Origin of the sequence: Dechloromonas sp. ZY10 (genome assembly GCF_041378895.1) — a bacterium.
Classification (GTDB): Bacteria; Pseudomonadota; Gammaproteobacteria; order Burkholderiales; family Rhodocyclaceae; genus Azonexus; species Azonexus aquae.
This window is the reverse complement of sequence record NZ_CP144212.1, coordinates 1281231-1297247: the sequence shown is the minus strand read 5'-3', so window position 1 is coordinate 1297247 and position 16017 is coordinate 1281231. Positions and strand designations below refer to the sequence as shown.

The following is a 16017-nucleotide window of genomic DNA, read 5'->3' as shown; positions in this document are numbered from 1 at the left end:
ATCCACAGCCGGAATTTGCCTTTTTTCCGGCGTCGACCGTGAATAGCCGCAACCTGACAACGAACCGCCTCAATCAATATAAAAAAGCCGCCCCGGACTAAGCCGGGGCGGCTTTTTACTGGCTGTTTGCGCAGCGCTTTGGCTTAGAACGCTTCGTCAGCGATGTCCAGGGCACCGGCGGCACCGGCAACCACGGTGTCGGCCAGGCCACCAGCCTGGGTCAGGAAGTGACCGGCGAAGAAGCGGGTGGTGGCGATCTTGGCAGCCCAGAACGGATCGTTCTCACCAGCGGCGATCTTGGCACGGGCGATCACCGCCGCACGGCCCAGCTGCCAGCCGCCAACGACGATGCTGAACAGGTGCAGGAAGGGCACCGCACCGGCGTGCGCCGCCTTGGGATCGGCCTTGAAAGTGGCAAGCAGCCAGTCGACGGACTTGTCGAGCGCGTCGATGGCGGACTGCTGGCGGGCACCGATGTCGGCCAGATCGCCGTTCAGGGCTTCGGTCGCAGCGCGCATCTCGGCGATCACGGTCTTGATCGTTTCGCCGTTTTCACGGGCGATCTTGCGGCCGATCAGGTCGTTGGCCTGAATCGCCGTCGTACCTTCGTAGATCGCGGTAATGCGGGCATCGCGCAGATGCTGGGCAGCACCGGTTTCCTCAATGAAGCCCATGCCGCCGTGCACCTGCACGCCAATCGAGGCGATGTCGATGGCGCTTTCGGTGCTCCAGCCCTTGACCACCGGGATCATCAGGTCGGCAAAGGCGCGGGCCTTCTCGGCGGCGGCGCTGTCCGGGTTGCAATGCGCGTTGTCCTGAGCGGCTGCAGTGACGTAGGCGATGGCGCGCATCGCTTCGATCCGCGAACGCATCGACATCAGCATGCGGCGCACGTCCGGGTGCTTGAGGATAGCGACCTTGGGGCCGCCCTTGACGCCGACTTCGGTGCCTTGCACGCGGTCGCGGGCATAGGCAACGGCGCGCTGGTAGGCGCGCTCGGCATCGCCCAGGCCTTCGAGACCGACGTTGAAGCGTGCCGCGTTCATCATGATGAACATGTATTCGAGGCCGCGATTCTCTTCACCGACCAGGGTGCCGATGGCACCGCCGTTGTCGCCGAAAGCCAGCACGGCGGTCGGGCTGCCGTGGATGCCGAGCTTGTGCTCGATCGACACGCAGTAAACGTCGTTGCGGTCACCCGGGGTGCCGTCGGCCTTGAGATTGAACTTGGGTACGACGAACAGGGAAATCCCCTTGACGCCAGCCGGCGCATTCGGCGTGCGGGCCAACACCAGGTGAATGATGTTGTCGGCCATGTCATGCTCGCCGTAGGTGATGAAAATCTTCTGGCCGAAGACCTTGTAGGTACCGTCGCCAACCGGCTCGGCACGGGCGCTGACGGCAGCCAGGTCGGAACCGGCGTTGGGCTCGGTCAGGTTCATCGTGCCGGTCCATTCGCCCGAGATCAGGTTCGGCAGGTAAGCCGCCTTCTGCTCGTCGGAACCGGCGATGGTCAGGGCTTCAATAGCGCCCTGGGTCAACATCGGGCACAGCGAGAAGGCGTGGTTGGCCGACTTCCACATTTCGCTGACGGCGGTCGAGACAATGTGCGGCAAGCCCTGGCCGCCGAACTCGGGATCGCAACCCAGACCGTTCCAGCCGTTTTCGACGAACTGGGCGTAGGCTTCCTTCCAGCCCGGGGTGGTGGTGACGACGGTGTCCTTCCACTTGGCGCCGTTGGTATCGCCGACGCGGTTCAACGGGGACAGCACGCCGTTGGCGAACTTGGCGGCTTCTTCGAGAATCGCATCGACCACGTCGGGCGAGGCTTCCTCGCAACCCGGCAGGGCCACGACCTGGTCCAAGCCAGCCAGTTCCTGCATCACGAAACGCATGTCTTTCAGCGGTGCTACGTATTCACTCATGTTTCGGACTCCTTTTATGGTTAGTTGTAGGTCTTGCTTTTTTGCGTCAAATCACTTCCCGGCAAGATATTGCCGGTCGTCGAAAGTCACCACCCAGTGCGGGCGATAGACCACGAACAAGGTCATTACCATACCCGATAGCCAGGCCTCGGCAAATGCGAGGAGCACAAAGTACGGCAAATATTCTTCCATCAGGTAATCCCAGGCGTACGCCCCGGAAATCCCGAGCAGCAGGTTGGCCAGCAGCCCGATGCCGACTACCGTCAGCGCCGAACCGAGAAAGCCGTTGATGAAAATGAAAACAAAAAAATGTCGCGGCAATAGCGCGACAAACAGGCGGTACAGCGCCTGGCTGAGCACAACCCCGCCCCCAGCGAGCAGCAGTGCATTGAGTGGATAGGCCAGCCAGCCGTTGTCGCTGTTGAGCGCCACGCCGAGCGCGACCAGCGACAGTCCGGCAAAAGCCAGGGCCGGACCGAAGCACAGGGTAAATATCGTCGCCCCAAGCAGATGCAGCGCCAGGCCGGGTTTGACGCCGGCCTGCAGGCTCCAGATCAGGGTCAGCAATACGATCATTCCGAGCCAGACATTGAGCAACTCGGAATCCTGCAGGCGCCGCCAAGGCGCCCGCCAGAGACAGTACACCAGCAGCGCGGCCCAGACGGCGAATGCCGTCCAGTACCACGCCGGGTCGAGCAGGGTGTCGGGAAGATTCACCCGACAATTTTAACCGACCGCTGCGGTCAGTTGCGGCACGGCTTCGAACAGGTCGGCGACCAGGCCGTAGTCGGCGATCTGGAAGATCGGCGCTTCCGGGTCCTTGTTGATCGCAACGATCACCTTGGAGTCCTTCATCCCGGCCAGGTGCTGGATCGCGCCGGAGATACCAACGGCGATATAGACCTGCGGCGCGACGATCTTGCCGGTCTGGCCGACCTGGTAGTCGTTGGGCACGAAGCCGGCATCGACCGCGGCACGGCTGGCGCCGAGCGCGGCGCCGAGCTTGTCGGCGAGCGGTTCGAGCAGCTTGTGGTAGTTCTCGCCACTGCCCAGGCCGCGACCGCCGGAGACGATGATCTTGGCGGCGCCCAGTTCGGGACGCTCGGACTTGGTCAGTTCGCGGCCGAGCAGCTTGCTCTGCGCGGTGTCGGCGGCGGCGCCCAGGGCGTCAACGGCGGCCGCGCCACCGGTGGCGACGGCGTCGAAGGCGGTGGTACGGACGGTGATCACCTTGACCGCGTCGGCGCTCTTGACCGTGGCCAGCGCATTGCCGGCGTAGATCGGGCGGACGAAGGTATCGGCGGCTTCGACGCCGACGATTTCGGAGATCTGGGCGACGTCGAGCAGCGCGGCGATGCGCGGCGCGACGTTCTTGCCGAAGGTGGTGGCCGGGGCCAGGATGTGGCTGTAGCCGGCGGCGTTGGCAATCACCAGCGCGGTCAGGTTTTCAGCAGTCTGGTCGGCGTATTGAGCCGCATCAGCGACCTTGACGGCAGCAACACCGGCGAGGGCGGCGGCTTGTTGGGCGGCGGCGGCGCAGTTGGCACCGGCGACCAGCACGTGGATGTCGCCACCGATTTTCTGGGCAGCGGCGACGGTGTTCAGGGTCGCGGCCTTGAGGCTGGCGTTGTCGTGTTCGGCAATAACGAGAATGGTCATGGTGGCGTCCCCTTAGATCACTTTGGCTTCGTTCTTGAGCTTGCTGACGAGTTCGGCCACGTCAGCCACCTTGACGCCGGCCGAGCGCTTGGCCGGCTCGGCGACTTTCAGCGTGGTCAGGCGCGGCGCGACGTCTACGCCGAGGTCGGCGGGCTTGAGCGTGTCCAGCGGCTTTTTCTTGGCCTTCATGATGTTGGGCAGGGTCGCGTAGCGCGGCTCGTTCAGGCGCAGGTCGGTCGAGACCACGGCCGGCAGGCTGATTTCCAGGGTTTCCAGGCCGCCGTCGATTTCGCGGGTGACTTGGGCGCTATTGCCGTTCAACACGACTTTGGAGGCGAAGGTGGCTTGCGGCCAGCCTTGCAGCGCGGCCAGCATCTGACCGACCTGGTTGGCGTCGTCGTCGATGGCCTGCTTGCCGCAGATCACCAGTTGCGGCGCTTCCTTGGCGCAGACGGCCTTGAGCAGCTTGGCCACGGCCAGCGGTTGCAGATCGACATCGCCGCAATCGACGAGGATGCCACGATCGGCACCGATCGCCATCGCCGTGCGCAGGGTTTCCTGGCAAGCGGCAACGCCGCAGGAAACGACCACCACTTCCGTGGCAACGCCGGCTTCCTTGAGGCGCACCGCCTCTTCCACCGCGATTTCGTCGAACGGGTTCATGCTCATCTTGACGTTCGCCAGATCCACACCCGAACCGTCCGCCTTGACGCGAACCTTGACGTTGTAATCCACCACCCGCTTCACGGGAACGAGAATTTTCACGAGTCTGCTCCTTCCAGCCTGTTCTATTGGAAACGACCGGCACAGCCCTGAACGACCTAACCACCGGGGTTTGACAGACTTTCCGAGGGGCCGCACAATGACCATACTGTGTCGTATGGAAAAGCATACGGTAGCGTATGGAAAAGAAAGCTGTCAAGGTCCCTCCGGCAAAATCTGCAACTGCCCCCGCCCCTGCTCCCGGACGTCTCCGGCGCAGCGCCAAGCCGCGCCTGCAACTGGCCCCCGAAAGCTGGGTGGACGCCGCCATCGACGTGCTCGCCAGCGCCGGAATTGCCGGCTTGCGGGTCGAAGTACTGGCCAAGCGTTGCGGCGTCACCAAGGGCAGTTTCTACTGGCATTTCCGCGACCGTCAGGCCTTGCTCGACGCAGTGCTTGAACGCTGGCGCGAGGGCCGTATCCGCGATATCGAAAAAACCACCGCCGGCCTGCCCGGCGCCGAGATCGAACAATTGCACCATGTGATCGAGGTATACGGCGCCAATCGCAACCGCAAGGGGATGGCCATCGAACTCGCCGTGCGCGACTGGGCCCGGCACGACGCGCAAGCTGCCGCTGTGGTCGAGGCGGTCGATCTCTACCGCCTCGAATGCACCCAGCGCCTGTTCATCGCCAAAGGGATGAGCGCCGCCGACGCCAAAAGCCGCAGCCTGCTGCTCTACGCCTGCGTTTTTGGCCTGTCGCTGATGCATTACGACACGTTCGACAGCAACCTGCCGGAGCTCAAGCGGCGAATCGCCGAACGCATCGTCGCCAACTAGGACGCATGCAAACGACAGGCCGGCTCACACGGTCAACGATCAAATTCGTGTTTTTTGCCGGTTGACCGTGATCGTCAGCGGCAATTTGCCGACAAGGTCTTTTCTTGCGCCGCCAGTTGCCCAGCCAGGCTTTCGACCGCCTGCACCAGCGCCGCAACCCCGCTCTGCGCATCGGCGCCGGCTGCCAGTTCGATCCGCACCGGTTTGACCAGCAAGGGCTTGCGCTCGCCATCAAACCAGCTGGCCTGCAGCCAGAGCAGCGCATGGCTGCGCTGCGGATCGGTGAATACCTGGCTGAATTCATCGAGTTCCAGCCGTAGCAGACAAGCGCCCCGCCGGCCGGCAGGGGCGTAGCCGAGCAGCCGTTGCAGGCGGCGTTCGAGCAAGCCGGCCGGCGGCGCGACCCAGCGCGCCTGGCTGAATTCTCGCCACTGCGCTGGATCGGCATAGGCCAGGCGATAGACCATCGCTGCACTGTCGAGCCAGACCGGCGCCTTGACCTCCAGTTGCCAGCGCGTGCCCGCCGAGCCTCCAGCCTCTGCCCGCATCACCGGCAAGCCAAGATCGTAAGCCGTCATCGCCGCGTCGCCGCCGCGCCGGCCACCGGTCAGGCAGGCGCTGGTCGCCAGCGCCAGCAGCAGTCCCGCTACGGTTCGTAGGCTACGTCGCATCATCGTCCTCCCGTTGCCACAAAGCCCGCCTCGCCCGGCCCCGGCGGCACCGCCGGCGGGCCGAAGATTAGCCCCTGCGGGGTTTCCTCGACAATCCGCAAAACCCGGTTCAACTGGTGCGTGGTTTGCGCCATGTCCCGACTCAATTCGTTGAGTCGCGGCAAGAGGGCGGCAACCCCCTCGCCATCGGCTTCACCGATCAGCGCATCGACCCGCGCCCCGGTACCCTGCAGGCGGCCAACCAGCGTGCGGGTTTCGGCGAGCAGCGGCCCAGCTTCCTGGGCAGCGGCGGCCAGGCCAGCGAGCGTCTTTTCATCGGCCAGGCGACCGACGCGGGCAAGCGTCCCGTCGAGCCGCTCAAGAGTCGGCGCCAGCCGCTCGGAAGCCACCGCCAGATTGCGCAAGGTGCTGGCCAGGTGACGGCGATTTTCCTCGCCCAGCGTCTCTCCGAGGTTGTGCATCACTTGCCGCGCCTGCTTCAGCGTCGCCATGCCCGACTCGCTCAATTCTTCCATCAGCGACGGGATCATCGCGATTTTGGGTGGATCGGCATCGTTTGGCGGCAGCGGCTCGGGATGCTTGCCGGTTTCCAGCAACAGGATATGCGCCAATCCGGTCACGCCCTGGTAATTGAGCTTGGCAACCGTGCCTTTGGTCAGCGGTACGTCATCGCTGATTTCAATCGAAATCAGGATGTTGCTGTAATCGTCGGGATCGAGCCGGATCTCATTGACCTTGCCGACCCGGATGCCACGATAGCGCACCTGCGCCTGCGGGTTGAGGCCGCTGACATTCTGCTTGGCGACCACCACGTATTCGTGCGTATCCTGGCTGCCGCCGCCCAGCCAGTACAGCGCCAGCACCGCAGCGGCGATGAAGGCCAGCGCAAACAGGCCGGCGGCAAAGGCATGCGATTTGTTTTCCATAAGCCGCGATTAAAGCAGTTTTCGCCGGTCGCCGGCAAAGAAACCGGTAACGAATGGATGGTCGGAGGTCATCACCTGCTCCTGCCGACCAAAGGCCGCGACCTGGTGATCGGCCAGTACGGCGACATGGCTGGCGAGCCCGGCCAGGGTATTCAGGTCATGGGTGACCATCAGCACGGTCAGCCCAAGCTCCTTTTGCAATGCCGCGATCAGTTCGACGAAGTTCTGGCTGCGATCCGGGTCGAGGCCGGCGGTCGGCTCATCGAGCAACAGCAGTTCGGGCTCCAGCGCCAGCGCCCGGGCCAGCGCCACGCGCTTGACCATGCCGCCCGACAGTTCGGCCGGCATCAGCCGTCCCTGCGCCGGTTCCAGCCCGACCATCGCCAGCTTGAGATGGACCAGGCGGCGAATCCAGTCTTCGTCGAGACACTTCAGCTCGCGCAACGGAAAGGCAATGTTGTCGAAGGCCGTCAGCGCCGAAAACAGCGCCCCGTGCTGGAACAGCATCCCCAGCCGTCGGCGTACCGAGCGCTGGCGGGCGATGTCCGGGTCGGCCAGGTCGACACCGAAGAGGTGCACCGAACCGGCATCGGGCTGGTGCAGGCCGAGAATCTCGCGCAGCAGCGTGGTCTTGCCGCTGCCCGATTCGCCCAGCAGGCCGACAATCTGCCCGGGCTCAATGCGCAAATTGAGGTCACGGTGGATGACCCGGCCGCCAAAACGGGTATGCACCCCGCGCAATTCGATCACCGGCGGCTGGGTTGGCGCGTTCATTGACGAATGGCTCGGCGGCTCACAGACGGGGAATCCCGACCTGTCGGGTGAAGATTGCAAACAGCGCATCGATCAGGATCACGGCGGTGATCGCCGTCACCACCGCCCGCGTCGTGCTGCTGGCCAGGCTTTCGCTGTTGGGCTTGACGCGCAGGCCGAAGTGGCAGGCGACCAGCGCGATGATAAAACCGAAGCAGACCCCCTTGGCCAGCCCGATCCACAGGTTGGCGACCGGCACCGCGCGCGGCAGGTTGTCGATGAAATAGGCCAGCGACAGGTCGAGTTGCAGCCAGGCCGCGAGCATGCCGCCGAACAGCGCCACCGCCGAGGTCCAGAAGACCAGCAAGGGCATCACCACGGTCAACGCGGCAATTTTGGGCAAAACCACGCGCACGCTGCGCGGAATACCCATCGTCGCCAGCGCGTCGATTTCCTCGGTCACCCGCATCACCCCGATCTGTGCCGTCATCGCCGAACCGGAACGCCCGGCAACCAGCACCGCGACCAGCACCGGGCCGAGTTCGCGGACGATGCCGATGCCCAGGATATTGACGATGAACAGGTCGGCACCGAGATTCTTCAACTGCAAGGCCGACAGATAACTGATCGCGACACCGATCAGGAAACCGACCAAGGCCGTGACCGGCAGCGCCAGCACCCCGGATTTGTAGATATTGGCGGCGAATTCCTTGGCCGGAAGATCGGCCGGATGCCGCAGCAAATACACCAGGTCGAGCAACAAGCGTCCGAACAAGGTCACCAAGCCGCGAAAGTTTTCCGCCGCCTTGAGCAGTTGCCCGCCCAGTACCGCGACCGGGTGCGGCAACTCGGGTTCGACCGGCGGCAGATCGTGCGGCAAGGCGGCGGCTCGCGCCAGCACCTGCCGCTGCAAGGGAGAGACCAGCAAGCCACTGGGCCAGACCTCGCCCCACACCCGCCACAACAGCACCGCTGCGGCACTGTCGATCCGCTCGACCGCGACCAGATCCCAGCTTTCCGCATCGGCGGCAAACGCGGCCAGTTGCTGCTGCAGGGTGGCCAGTCCCGGCAACATCGCCGCCAGCGTCCATTCGCCGCTCAGGCGAACCGTCGCTCCGTCCCTGAGCAGTGACGGTGGCGTATGCAAGTTCAGCCTCCGGCGACCAGCGGCCGGACCTGATAAGGCCGCCCGATCTGCTTCCAGACCCCGCTTTCTTCAGTCAGCGCCGCAGCCGTCCAGGGATTGGCCTTCAGCCACTGCGCATCGACCTCGACGAGAAAACCGTTGGCGGCCGGAGTCACCTGCCAGGCGGGCAAGTCGCGGTCGTCGCGGGTGCGGTTGAGCAACACCGCCAGGCGCAGGCAGAAGATCAGTCGCCAGGCGCTGTCACTCGAAGGCAGGCTGCTCAACTTTTCCAGCTTGCCGCGATGGCCGAGGACCAGCATCGCCAGTCGTGCCTGATCTTTTTTCGAGAAACCGGGCATGTCGGCATAGGTCAGGATATAGGCACCGTGCTTGTGGTAAGCGTTGTGCGCAATCGAAATCCCGATCTCGTGCAGGCGCGCTGCCCAGGTCAGGAAGTGCACATCGTCCTCACCCGCTTCGCCGCCGGACAACTGCGCCAGCGCCGAGAGCGCCACGGCCTCGACCCGCTCGACCTGGTCGCGCTCAACCTGGTAACGGCGGCGGAACTGCGCCACCGTCGCATCGCGCATATCGTGATGATGGAAGCGCCCGAGCAAGTCGTAGAGCACACCCTGACGCAGGGCGCCGTCGGAATAGGTCATGCGCTCGATATCAAGCTCTTCGAAGATGGCCGACATGATCGCCACCCCGCCCGGCAACACCGGCAGGCGGTCGGTCTTGACCCCCGGCAGATCGAGCGCCTCGGCCGACCCCGCCTTGATCAGCAGCGAACAGAGCTTGTCGAGGCCGACCCGGGTAATCCCGCTCTCGCCATTCGGGTTGAGGCCATTGAGTTCGAGCACGTCGGCAATCGCCCGCGCCGACCCCGACGAACCCACTGCCTCTTTCCAGCCGAGGCTCTGGTATTCGTGGGCGATCAGTTCAATTTCCTTGGCCGCCGCGATCTGCGCCTCGCGCAGTCGCTTCTTGTCGATCTTGCGATCCGGAAAGAAGCGCAACGAGTAGCTGACGCAGCCCATGTACAGCGATTCCATCATCAGCGGCTCGTGCCGCTTGCCGATGATGAACTCGGTCGAACCACCGCCGATGTCGACCACCAGCCGCTTGTGCGGCGCCGACGGCAGGGCATGCGAGGCACCGATGTAGATCAGCCGCGCCTCTTCGCGTCCGGCGATGATTTCAATCGGAAAACCCAGCGCTTCCTCAGCACGCGGCAAAAAATCGGCGGCATTCTTGGCCACCCGTAAAGCATTGGTCGCCACTGCCCGCACCGCGCCCTGGTCGAGACCGCGCAGGCGCTCGCCGAACAGGCGCAGGGCGTCGATCGCTCGCTGTTGCGCGGCAGCGTCGAGCATTTTGTCGGCAGTCAGACCGGAAGCCAGCCGCACCGGCGCCTTCAGCGAATCAAGGGGATAGATCTGATCATCCACCACCCGCCCGACCTGCAGGCGAAAGCTGTTGGAACCCATGTCGACCGCAGCAACGGTTTCGTAAATCATCAGTGCAGCACCAGAGGAAAATAAAAAACGCTGGGACTTCCGTGCTTCGCGCGCAAAGCCCCTGCCAGCAGGGATTTTAGCACCCTGCCCCGAGCCGGATTTTTACAATTCCGGCCGCTATCGACGAAAAAAAACGCCGACCCGAAGGCCGGCGTTTGCGGGAGAGACTGCGGAGGATCAACCTGCCAACAGATTTTTGATGTTTTCGAGCGTGGACGGATCTTCGATGGTGGTCAGATCGCCCGGATCGCGACCCTCGGCCAGCGCCTGCAGCGAGCGGCGCAGCATCTTGCCGGAGCGGGTCTTGGGCAGGCCAACCACGAAGTGCACACGGGCCGGGCGGGCAATTGCGCCCAAAATCCCGTCGACCGTGGCAAACACTTCCTTCTCCAGCGCCTTGACCAGTTCCGGCGTGGCGATCTTGGACGCATCCTTGACCACGGCAAAAGCCATCGGCATCTGGCCCTTGAGCTTGTCCTCGACGCCGACAACCGCGACTTCGGCGATGGCAGCGTGGTTCTGGATCGCTTCCTCGATTTCGCGGGTGCCGAGGCGGTGGCCAGCGACGTTGATCACATCGTCGGTACGGCCGAGGATGGTGAAATAACCGTCATCGTCCTTGATCGCCCAGTCGTAGGAGGAGTAGACCAGCGGCTCCTTGAACAGGCTGAAGTAGGTGCTGACGAAACGCTCGTCCTGGCCCCAGACGGTGGACAAACAGCCGGGCGGCAGCGGCGGCACGACGGCGGCGATGCCCTTCTCGTTCGGGCCGCACTCGGAACCGTCCTCGCGGAAGATCTTGAGGTTGTAGCCATAGACCGGGAAGGACGGCGAACCGAACTTGATCGGGGTCTTTTCAACGCCATGCAGCGCGGCCAGCATCGGCCAGCCGGTTTCGGTCTGCCAGTAGTTGTCGATCACCGGCTTCTGCAGTTCGTTCTGGAACCACTCGTGGGTCGGCTGATCCAGCGGCTCGCCGGCCATGAAGATGTGCTTCAGGGACGACAGGTCGTACTTGTGCATGTACGCCGGGTCCTGCTTCTTCAGCACGCGGGCAGCGGTCGGCGCCGAGAACATCACGTTGACCTTGTACTTCTCGACGATCTGCCACCAAATGCCCGGATCCGGACGCAGCGGTGTGCCTTCGTACATGATCGTGGCCATGCCGGCGATCAGCGGGCCGTAGATGATGTAGGAGTGGCCGACCACCCAGCCGATGTCCGAGGTCGAGAAGTAGGTCTCACCCTCGCCACCGCAGTAGATGTGCTTCATCGACGAGGCCAGCGCCACGGCATAGCCGCCGGTATCGCGCTGCACGCCCTTGGGCTTGCCGGTGGTGCCGGAGGTGTAGAGGATGTAGGACGGCTCGGAGGATTCCAGCCATTCGCAAGCGACCTTGGCGTTCAGATGCTGCTCGCGCAGGGTGGCGTAATCGACGTCGCGTCCGTCGACCTTGTTGAAACCCTGGTCGAGGCCACGGTCGATCATCAGCACTTTGGCCGGCTTGTGCTCGGCGATCTCAATCGCTTCGTCGAGCAGGTGCTTGTAGGGCACGGCCTTGCCGCCGCGCATGCCGGCGTCGGAAGAAACGATCAGGGTCGGCTTGGCATCGTCAATGCGGGTGGCCAGCGAGCCGGAGGCGAAACCGCCGAAAACGACGGAATGCACGGCGCCGATACGGGCGGCGGCGAACATCGCAAAAGCAGCCTGCGGGATCATCGGCATGTAGATCAGGACGCGGTCGCCCTTCTTGACGCCGAGGCTCTGATAGATTGCCGCCATACGCTCGACCTCGGTCTGCAACTCGGCGAAGGAATACACCTTCTCCTCATCGGTTTCGGTCGAGATGTAGATCAGCGCCTTGTCATTCGGGCGCTTGGCCGCATGACGGTCAATCGCGTTGTGACACAGGTTGGTCTTGCCACCGACAAACCATTTGACGAAAGGCGGGCGGGAGAAGTCGCACACCTGGGTGAACGGTTCCTGCCAATCGATCAACTGTGCCTGCTCGGTCCAGAATTCATTCGGTTTTTCGATTGAATACTGGTGAAACTCCTTGTATGTCGTCATGAAGACATCCCTCTCTTACTGACAAATTTCCTGCACAAACGAAATGGGCGGCCTGTAATCGTTATTTGCCGCCCTCCGAAAAAGGACCGAGACGTGACCGGGGCTTAGCCGCCGGCCAGCTCTACCACGACACGTCCCTTGGCCTTGCCGGCGATGTACTCGTCGAACAGGGCGGGTAACGCATCGAAGGCAACCTTGCGCGACATCCGCTCAAGATGCGGTGGCCGCAGGTCGCCGGCCAGGCGTTGCCAGACGCCTTGGCGATAAGGTTCGCGGATGTAGCCGGAATCGACCCCGAGCAGCGACACGCCGCGCAGGATGAAAGGCATCACCGTGGTATTCAACAGATGACTGGCGGCCAGGCCAATGCTGGCGATGGTGCCACCCTGCTGCATCGTGCTGGCAATCCAGGCCAGGGTGTCGCCGCCGACGTTATCGACGGCACCGGCCCAGCGCGCCTTGTCGAGCGGACGAATCTTGGCCAGGTCAAGCTCCTGGCGCAGCATCACCTCGGCCGCGCCCAGGCTCTTCAGGTAGTCGGCCTCTTCGGCCTTGCCGGTCAGCGCGACGACGTGGTAGCCAAGCTTGGCCAGCATGTCGATGGCCAGGCTGCCGACGCCACCGGTCGAGCCGGTAACGATCACCGGACCCTTGGCCGGAGTCAGGCCGTTTTCTTCCATACGGACAATACCCAAGGCCGCAGTAAAGCCGGCGGTGCCGAGTGCCATCGCGTCGTAAAGGCTGAGGCCGGCCGGCAACGGCACCACCCAGTCGCCCGGCACGCGAGCGTATTCGGCATAACCGCCGTGATGGGCGACACCGATGTCGAAACTAGTGGCGATCACCGCGTCACCGGCCTTGAAGCGCGAGTCGTCGCTGGCCACCACGACGCCGGACAGGTCGATCCCGCCGACACAGGGGAAACGGCGAATGATCTTGCCGGCGCCGGTGGCGGCCAGCGCATCCTTGTAGTTGATGCTCGAATAGGCAACGCGAATGGTCACGTTACCGGCGTCGAGCTGGCTCTCGTTCATCTCGACGAAGCGGTTGCCAACCTTGCCGTCGCGCTCCTCGATCAACAATGCCTTGAAGGAATCCATCGTGCTGTATCTCCTGTGAAGTTAAAATTGTATTCATAATTACGGATTATGAACAATAGTCCGTGTGGCGAACTCCTGCAAATATTACGACAACGTGTTTACAGCGGCAGCGATTTGCACTACATTCTGCGGCTATGCGTAAAGTTCTAACTTCCGTAACCCGTTCCCTCGCGGTCGCTGTTACCCTGTTTGCCGGGGTTGCCAGCGTCTCCGTCGCCGAACCGGTCCGCAAGGCGGACGAACAGCAAACCCCGCTTTCCTTCCTCGAACGCTATACCAATGCTGCGCAGGATGTGATCCTGCAGGGGCTCAAGCTGGTCGGCATCCGCTACCGCTGGGGCGGCAACAACGAGGATTCCGGCCTTGATTGCAGCGGCTTTGTCCGCCTGGTGTTCAAGGACAGCATCGGTGCCCTGCTCCCGCGTACTGCCAAGGAAATGAGCGAAGTCGGCCAGCAGATCGATGCCAGCCAGCTCAAGCCGGGCGACCTGGTCTTCTTCAACACCATGCGCCGCACCTTCTCGCATGTCGGGATCTACCTCGGCGACAACTACTTCATGCACGCCCCGCGCGCCGGCGCCGAAGTCCGCGTCGAAAGCATGGAAAGCAGCTATTGGGTCAAGCGCTACAACGGCGCCCGCCGCATTCTCGAAGGCAACTGAAGCCTGCGGTGCGCGACCAGATCAAGCGGCGAAAGCCGCTTTTTTTACATCAGCATTCAATAACGTTTCTCATTTACAAAATTTTTCAGTCCCGCTAAACTCGCTGGCGAATTGCAAGCAATACCTACAACAACATCTGGAGAAACCCATGCGTAGCAAACTTGGTCTGACCGTCGTCGGCCTGCTGCTGATCGGCAGCGCTGCCACAGCCCAGGAAAAGGTGCTGAACCTCTACTCGGCCCGCCACTACCAAACCGACGAAGCGCTGTACAGCAACTTCACCAAGCAGACCGGGATCAAGATCAATCGCATCGAGGGCAAGGAAGACGAGTTGCTCGAACGCCTGAAGAACGAAGGCGCCAACAGCCCGGCCGACGTCTTCCTCACCGTCGACGCTGCCCGTCTGGCCAAGGCGCATGAACTCGGCCTGTTCGCCCCGGTCCAGTCCAAGCTGCTCGAAAGCCGCATCCCCGCCCACCTGCGCGCCGAAGACTGGTTCTCCTTCTCGACCCGCGCCCGGGTAATCGTGTACAACAAGGGCACGGTCAAGGCCGAGGATGTGCAGAACTACGCCGACCTCGCCAATCCCAAGCTCAAGGGCAAATTCTGCTCGCGCTCGGGTTCGCACCCCTACAACCTGTCGCTGATGGCCGCAGTGATTTCGCACGAAGGCGAAGCCAAGGCCGAGCAATGGGCCAAGGGCATGGTCGCCAATTTCGCGCGGGCGCCGAAGGGCGGCGATACCGACCAGATCAAGGCGGTCTCGGCCGGCGAATGCGGCGTGGCGATCTCCAACACCTACTACGTCGCCCGCCTGCTGCGCTCGACCAAGCCGGAAGATCAAAAGATGATGGAAAAAGTCGGCATTGTCTGGCCCAACCAGGGCAATACCGGCGCCCACATCAACGTTTCCGGCGGCGGTATGCTGAAGACCGCGCCGAACAAGGAAGCGGCGGTCAAGTTCCTCGAATACCTCGCCTCCGACGAAGCCCAGCGTTACTTTGCCGACGGCAACAACGAATGGCCGGCCGTCGCCAGCGTCAAGATCAGCAACCCGGGCCTGGAAGCGATGGGCAAATTCAAGGCCGACAGCCTGCCGGTCAAGAATCTGGCGATGTACGCGACCAAGGCGCAAATCCTGTTCGACCGCGCCGGCTTCAAGTAAGCCCCTTTCCCCCTTGGCCCGCCACCCCGGCGGGCGGCATTTTTGCCCGTTTTCACGGTCGACCGTGGCAACGGGCAATTTTCATTGGGCGGCTGCGCAATCGCCTTCGCCGCGTTGCCGGGCCAAGTATTCCTGCCACAAGTGGCCATAGCGGTCGGCAAAAGGCTCGTCGCTGACCGCCACCGTCTGAATCCGATCAACCCGGAAAGTGCGGAATTCCTGGCGCAACTCGCACCACGCGCCGAGCGTCCAGCAATGCCCCCAGAAGACCAGGCCAAGCGGCCACAGGCAGCGCTGCGACAGTTCGCCGTCGCCGCGCCGGTACGTCACCGTCACCTTGCGGCTGGTCGCGATGCCCTCGCGCAAGGCCGCCAGCGGCTCGCGCTGCGCCATTGGGCGCATGAAATCCGGCGCCAGATAACGCTCGCTCAAGGCACTGATCCGCGCCTCCTCGGCACGCGGCAAGACCGCCTCGATCCGCGCCAACGCACACGCCGCCGCCGCCCCCAGGGCCGCATCGCCGCAGGCCGCGACCAGCTTGGCGCCAATCGCCAGCGCCGCCAGCTCGTCGCCGGCAAACATCAAGGGCGGCACCTGGAAATCGCGGCGCAGCCGGTAGCCGACGCCGGCCTCGCCATCGACCGGCACCCCGGACAACTGCAAGGCGGCAATGTCGCGATACACCGTGCGCTCCGACACCTCCAGCATCACCGCCAGTTGCGCGGCGGTCACCACGCGGCCGTGGCGGAGCAATAACAGGATACGGAACAGGCGGTCGACCGGGCGCATGGCATCAATAGCCGCACAGTGGCAGCAGCAGGCAAGGAGGAAGCGCAGCGTAGCACGCTGCCACCAGGCCCGCGCCAAGACTCCTGACACCAGGCTGTCAGGAGCCC

At 63.4% G+C, this 16017-nt stretch carries 15 protein-coding genes; 3 read left to right on the top strand and 12 right to left on the bottom strand.

Annotation, left to right across the window (positions count from 1 at the left end; translation table 11 throughout):
* Positions 1 to 143: 143 nt before the first annotated feature.
* The 4 genes from VX159_RS05900 to VX159_RS05885 are packed head-to-tail and all read right to left on the bottom strand — an operon-like array spanning position 144 to position 4349.
* A complete protein-coding gene (locus VX159_RS05900; RefSeq protein ID WP_371325047.1) occupies positions 144 to 1925 on the bottom strand; it encodes an acyl-CoA dehydrogenase in 1782 nt (593 codons plus the stop codon).
* Between the two features lie 51 nt (positions 1926 to 1976).
* Positions 1977 to 2642, bottom strand: coding sequence for an energy-coupling factor ABC transporter permease (locus VX159_RS05895; RefSeq protein WP_371325046.1), 666 nt, complete (start codon positions 2640 to 2642; stop codon positions 1977 to 1979).
* 9 nt (positions 2643 to 2651) lie between these two features.
* Positions 2652 to 3584 (bottom strand): electron transfer flavoprotein subunit alpha/FixB family protein, encoded by a 933-nt coding sequence (locus VX159_RS05890; RefSeq protein WP_371325045.1) that lies wholly within the window; start codon positions 3582 to 3584, stop codon positions 2652 to 2654.
* Between the two features lie 12 nt (positions 3585 to 3596).
* Positions 3597 to 4349, bottom strand: coding sequence for an electron transfer flavoprotein subunit beta/FixA family protein (locus VX159_RS05885; protein ID WP_371323631.1), 753 nt, complete (start codon positions 4347 to 4349; stop codon positions 3597 to 3599).
* A gap of 137 nt (positions 4350 to 4486) precedes the next feature.
* Between VX159_RS05885 and VX159_RS05880 the strand changes: the two genes are divergently transcribed.
* A complete protein-coding gene (locus VX159_RS05880) occupies positions 4487 to 5128 on the top strand; it encodes a TetR/AcrR family transcriptional regulator (RefSeq protein ID WP_371325044.1) in 642 nt (213 codons plus the stop codon).
* Positions 5129 to 5202: 74 nt separating this feature from the next.
* Here VX159_RS05880 and VX159_RS05875 read toward each other — a convergent pair whose 3' ends face one another.
* The 7 genes from VX159_RS05875 to VX159_RS05845 form a co-directional block, all read right to left on the bottom strand.
* Positions 5203 to 5802: a hypothetical protein gene (locus tag VX159_RS05875; protein WP_371325043.1), complete on the bottom strand. Its 600-nt coding sequence runs from the start codon at positions 5800 to 5802 to the stop codon at positions 5203 to 5205.
* On the bottom strand, positions 5799 to 6725 hold the full coding sequence (locus VX159_RS05870; RefSeq protein ID WP_371325042.1) for an MlaD family protein: 927 nt from the start codon (positions 6723 to 6725) through the stop codon (positions 5799 to 5801). Before VX159_RS05870 ends, VX159_RS05875 begins: the two co-directional genes overlap by 4 nt.
* A gap of 9 nt (positions 6726 to 6734) precedes the next feature.
* Positions 6735 to 7499 carry an ABC transporter ATP-binding protein gene (locus tag VX159_RS05865; protein ID WP_371325041.1) on the bottom strand — a complete coding sequence of 255 codons (765 nt, stop codon included), beginning with the start codon at positions 7497 to 7499 and terminating at the stop codon, positions 6735 to 6737.
* Positions 7500 to 7518: 19 nt separating this feature from the next.
* Positions 7519 to 8625, bottom strand: coding sequence for an ABC transporter permease (locus VX159_RS05860; protein WP_371325040.1), 1107 nt, complete (start codon positions 8623 to 8625; stop codon positions 7519 to 7521).
* Between the two features lie 2 nt (positions 8626 to 8627).
* Positions 8628 to 10124 (bottom strand): exopolyphosphatase, encoded by a 1497-nt coding sequence (gene ppx, locus VX159_RS05855; RefSeq protein ID WP_371325039.1) that lies wholly within the window; start codon positions 10122 to 10124, stop codon positions 8628 to 8630.
* Between the two features lie 177 nt (positions 10125 to 10301).
* Positions 10302 to 12194: a propionate--CoA ligase gene (locus VX159_RS05850; protein WP_371325038.1), complete on the bottom strand. Its 1893-nt coding sequence runs from the start codon at positions 12192 to 12194 to the stop codon at positions 10302 to 10304.
* 104 nt (positions 12195 to 12298) lie between these two features.
* Positions 12299 to 13294, bottom strand: coding sequence for an oxidoreductase (locus VX159_RS05845; protein WP_371325037.1), 996 nt, complete (start codon positions 13292 to 13294; stop codon positions 12299 to 12301).
* Between the two features lie 134 nt (positions 13295 to 13428).
* Here VX159_RS05845 and VX159_RS05840 point away from each other — a divergent pair, with 134 nt between their 5' ends.
* Entirely contained in the window at positions 13429 to 13956 is a 528-nt protein-coding gene (locus tag VX159_RS05840; RefSeq protein ID WP_371325036.1) for a C40 family peptidase, read from the top strand.
* A gap of 148 nt (positions 13957 to 14104) precedes the next feature.
* On the top strand, positions 14105 to 15121 hold the full coding sequence (locus VX159_RS05835) for a Fe(3+) ABC transporter substrate-binding protein (RefSeq protein WP_371325035.1): 1017 nt from the start codon (positions 14105 to 14107) through the stop codon (positions 15119 to 15121).
* An 81-nt stretch (positions 15122 to 15202) separates the two neighbouring features.
* On the opposite strand, the gene VX159_RS05830 is transcribed toward VX159_RS05835, so the two are convergent.
* Complete coding sequence (locus tag VX159_RS05830; RefSeq protein ID WP_371325034.1) at positions 15203 to 15910, bottom strand: helix-turn-helix transcriptional regulator; 708 nt, start codon at positions 15908 to 15910, stop codon at positions 15203 to 15205.
* Between the last annotated feature and the right edge of the window lie 107 nt (positions 15911 to 16017).

Excerpts from the sequence above, each read along its gene's own strand:
- VX159_RS05900 (WP_371325047.1), bottom strand. The coding sequence starts at position 1,925 with ATGAGTGAATACGTAGCACCGCTGAAAGACATGCGTTTCGTGATGCAG.
- VX159_RS05890 (WP_371325045.1), bottom strand. The coding sequence starts at position 3,584 with ATGACCATTCTCGTTATTGCCGAACACGACAACGCCAGCCTCAAGGCC.
- VX159_RS05880 (WP_371325044.1), top strand. The coding sequence starts at position 4,487 with ATGGAAAAGAAAGCTGTCAAGGTCCCTCCGGCAAAATCTGCAACTGCC.
- VX159_RS05875 (WP_371325043.1), bottom strand. The coding sequence starts at position 5,802 with ATGATGCGACGTAGCCTACGAACCGTAGCGGGACTGCTGCTGGCGCTG.
- VX159_RS05870 (WP_371325042.1), bottom strand. The coding sequence starts at position 6,725 with ATGGAAAACAAATCGCATGCCTTTGCCGCCGGCCTGTTTGCGCTGGCC.
- VX159_RS05865 (WP_371325041.1), bottom strand. The coding sequence starts at position 7,499 with ATGAACGCGCCAACCCAGCCGCCGGTGATCGAATTGCGCGGGGTGCAT.
- ppx (WP_371325039.1), bottom strand. The coding sequence starts at position 10,124 with ATGATTTACGAAACCGTTGCTGCGGTCGACATGGGTTCCAACAGCTTT.
- VX159_RS05850 (WP_371325038.1), bottom strand. The coding sequence starts at position 12,194 with ATGACGACATACAAGGAGTTTCACCAGTATTCAATCGAAAAACCGAAT.
- VX159_RS05845 (WP_371325037.1), bottom strand. The coding sequence starts at position 13,294 with ATGGATTCCTTCAAGGCATTGTTGATCGAGGAGCGCGACGGCAAGGTT.
- VX159_RS05840 (WP_371325036.1), top strand. The coding sequence starts at position 13,429 with ATGCGTAAAGTTCTAACTTCCGTAACCCGTTCCCTCGCGGTCGCTGTT.
- VX159_RS05835 (WP_371325035.1), top strand. The coding sequence starts at position 14,105 with ATGCGTAGCAAACTTGGTCTGACCGTCGTCGGCCTGCTGCTGATCGGC.
- VX159_RS05830 (WP_371325034.1), bottom strand. The coding sequence starts at position 15,910 with ATGCGCCCGGTCGACCGCCTGTTCCGTATCCTGTTATTGCTCCGCCAC.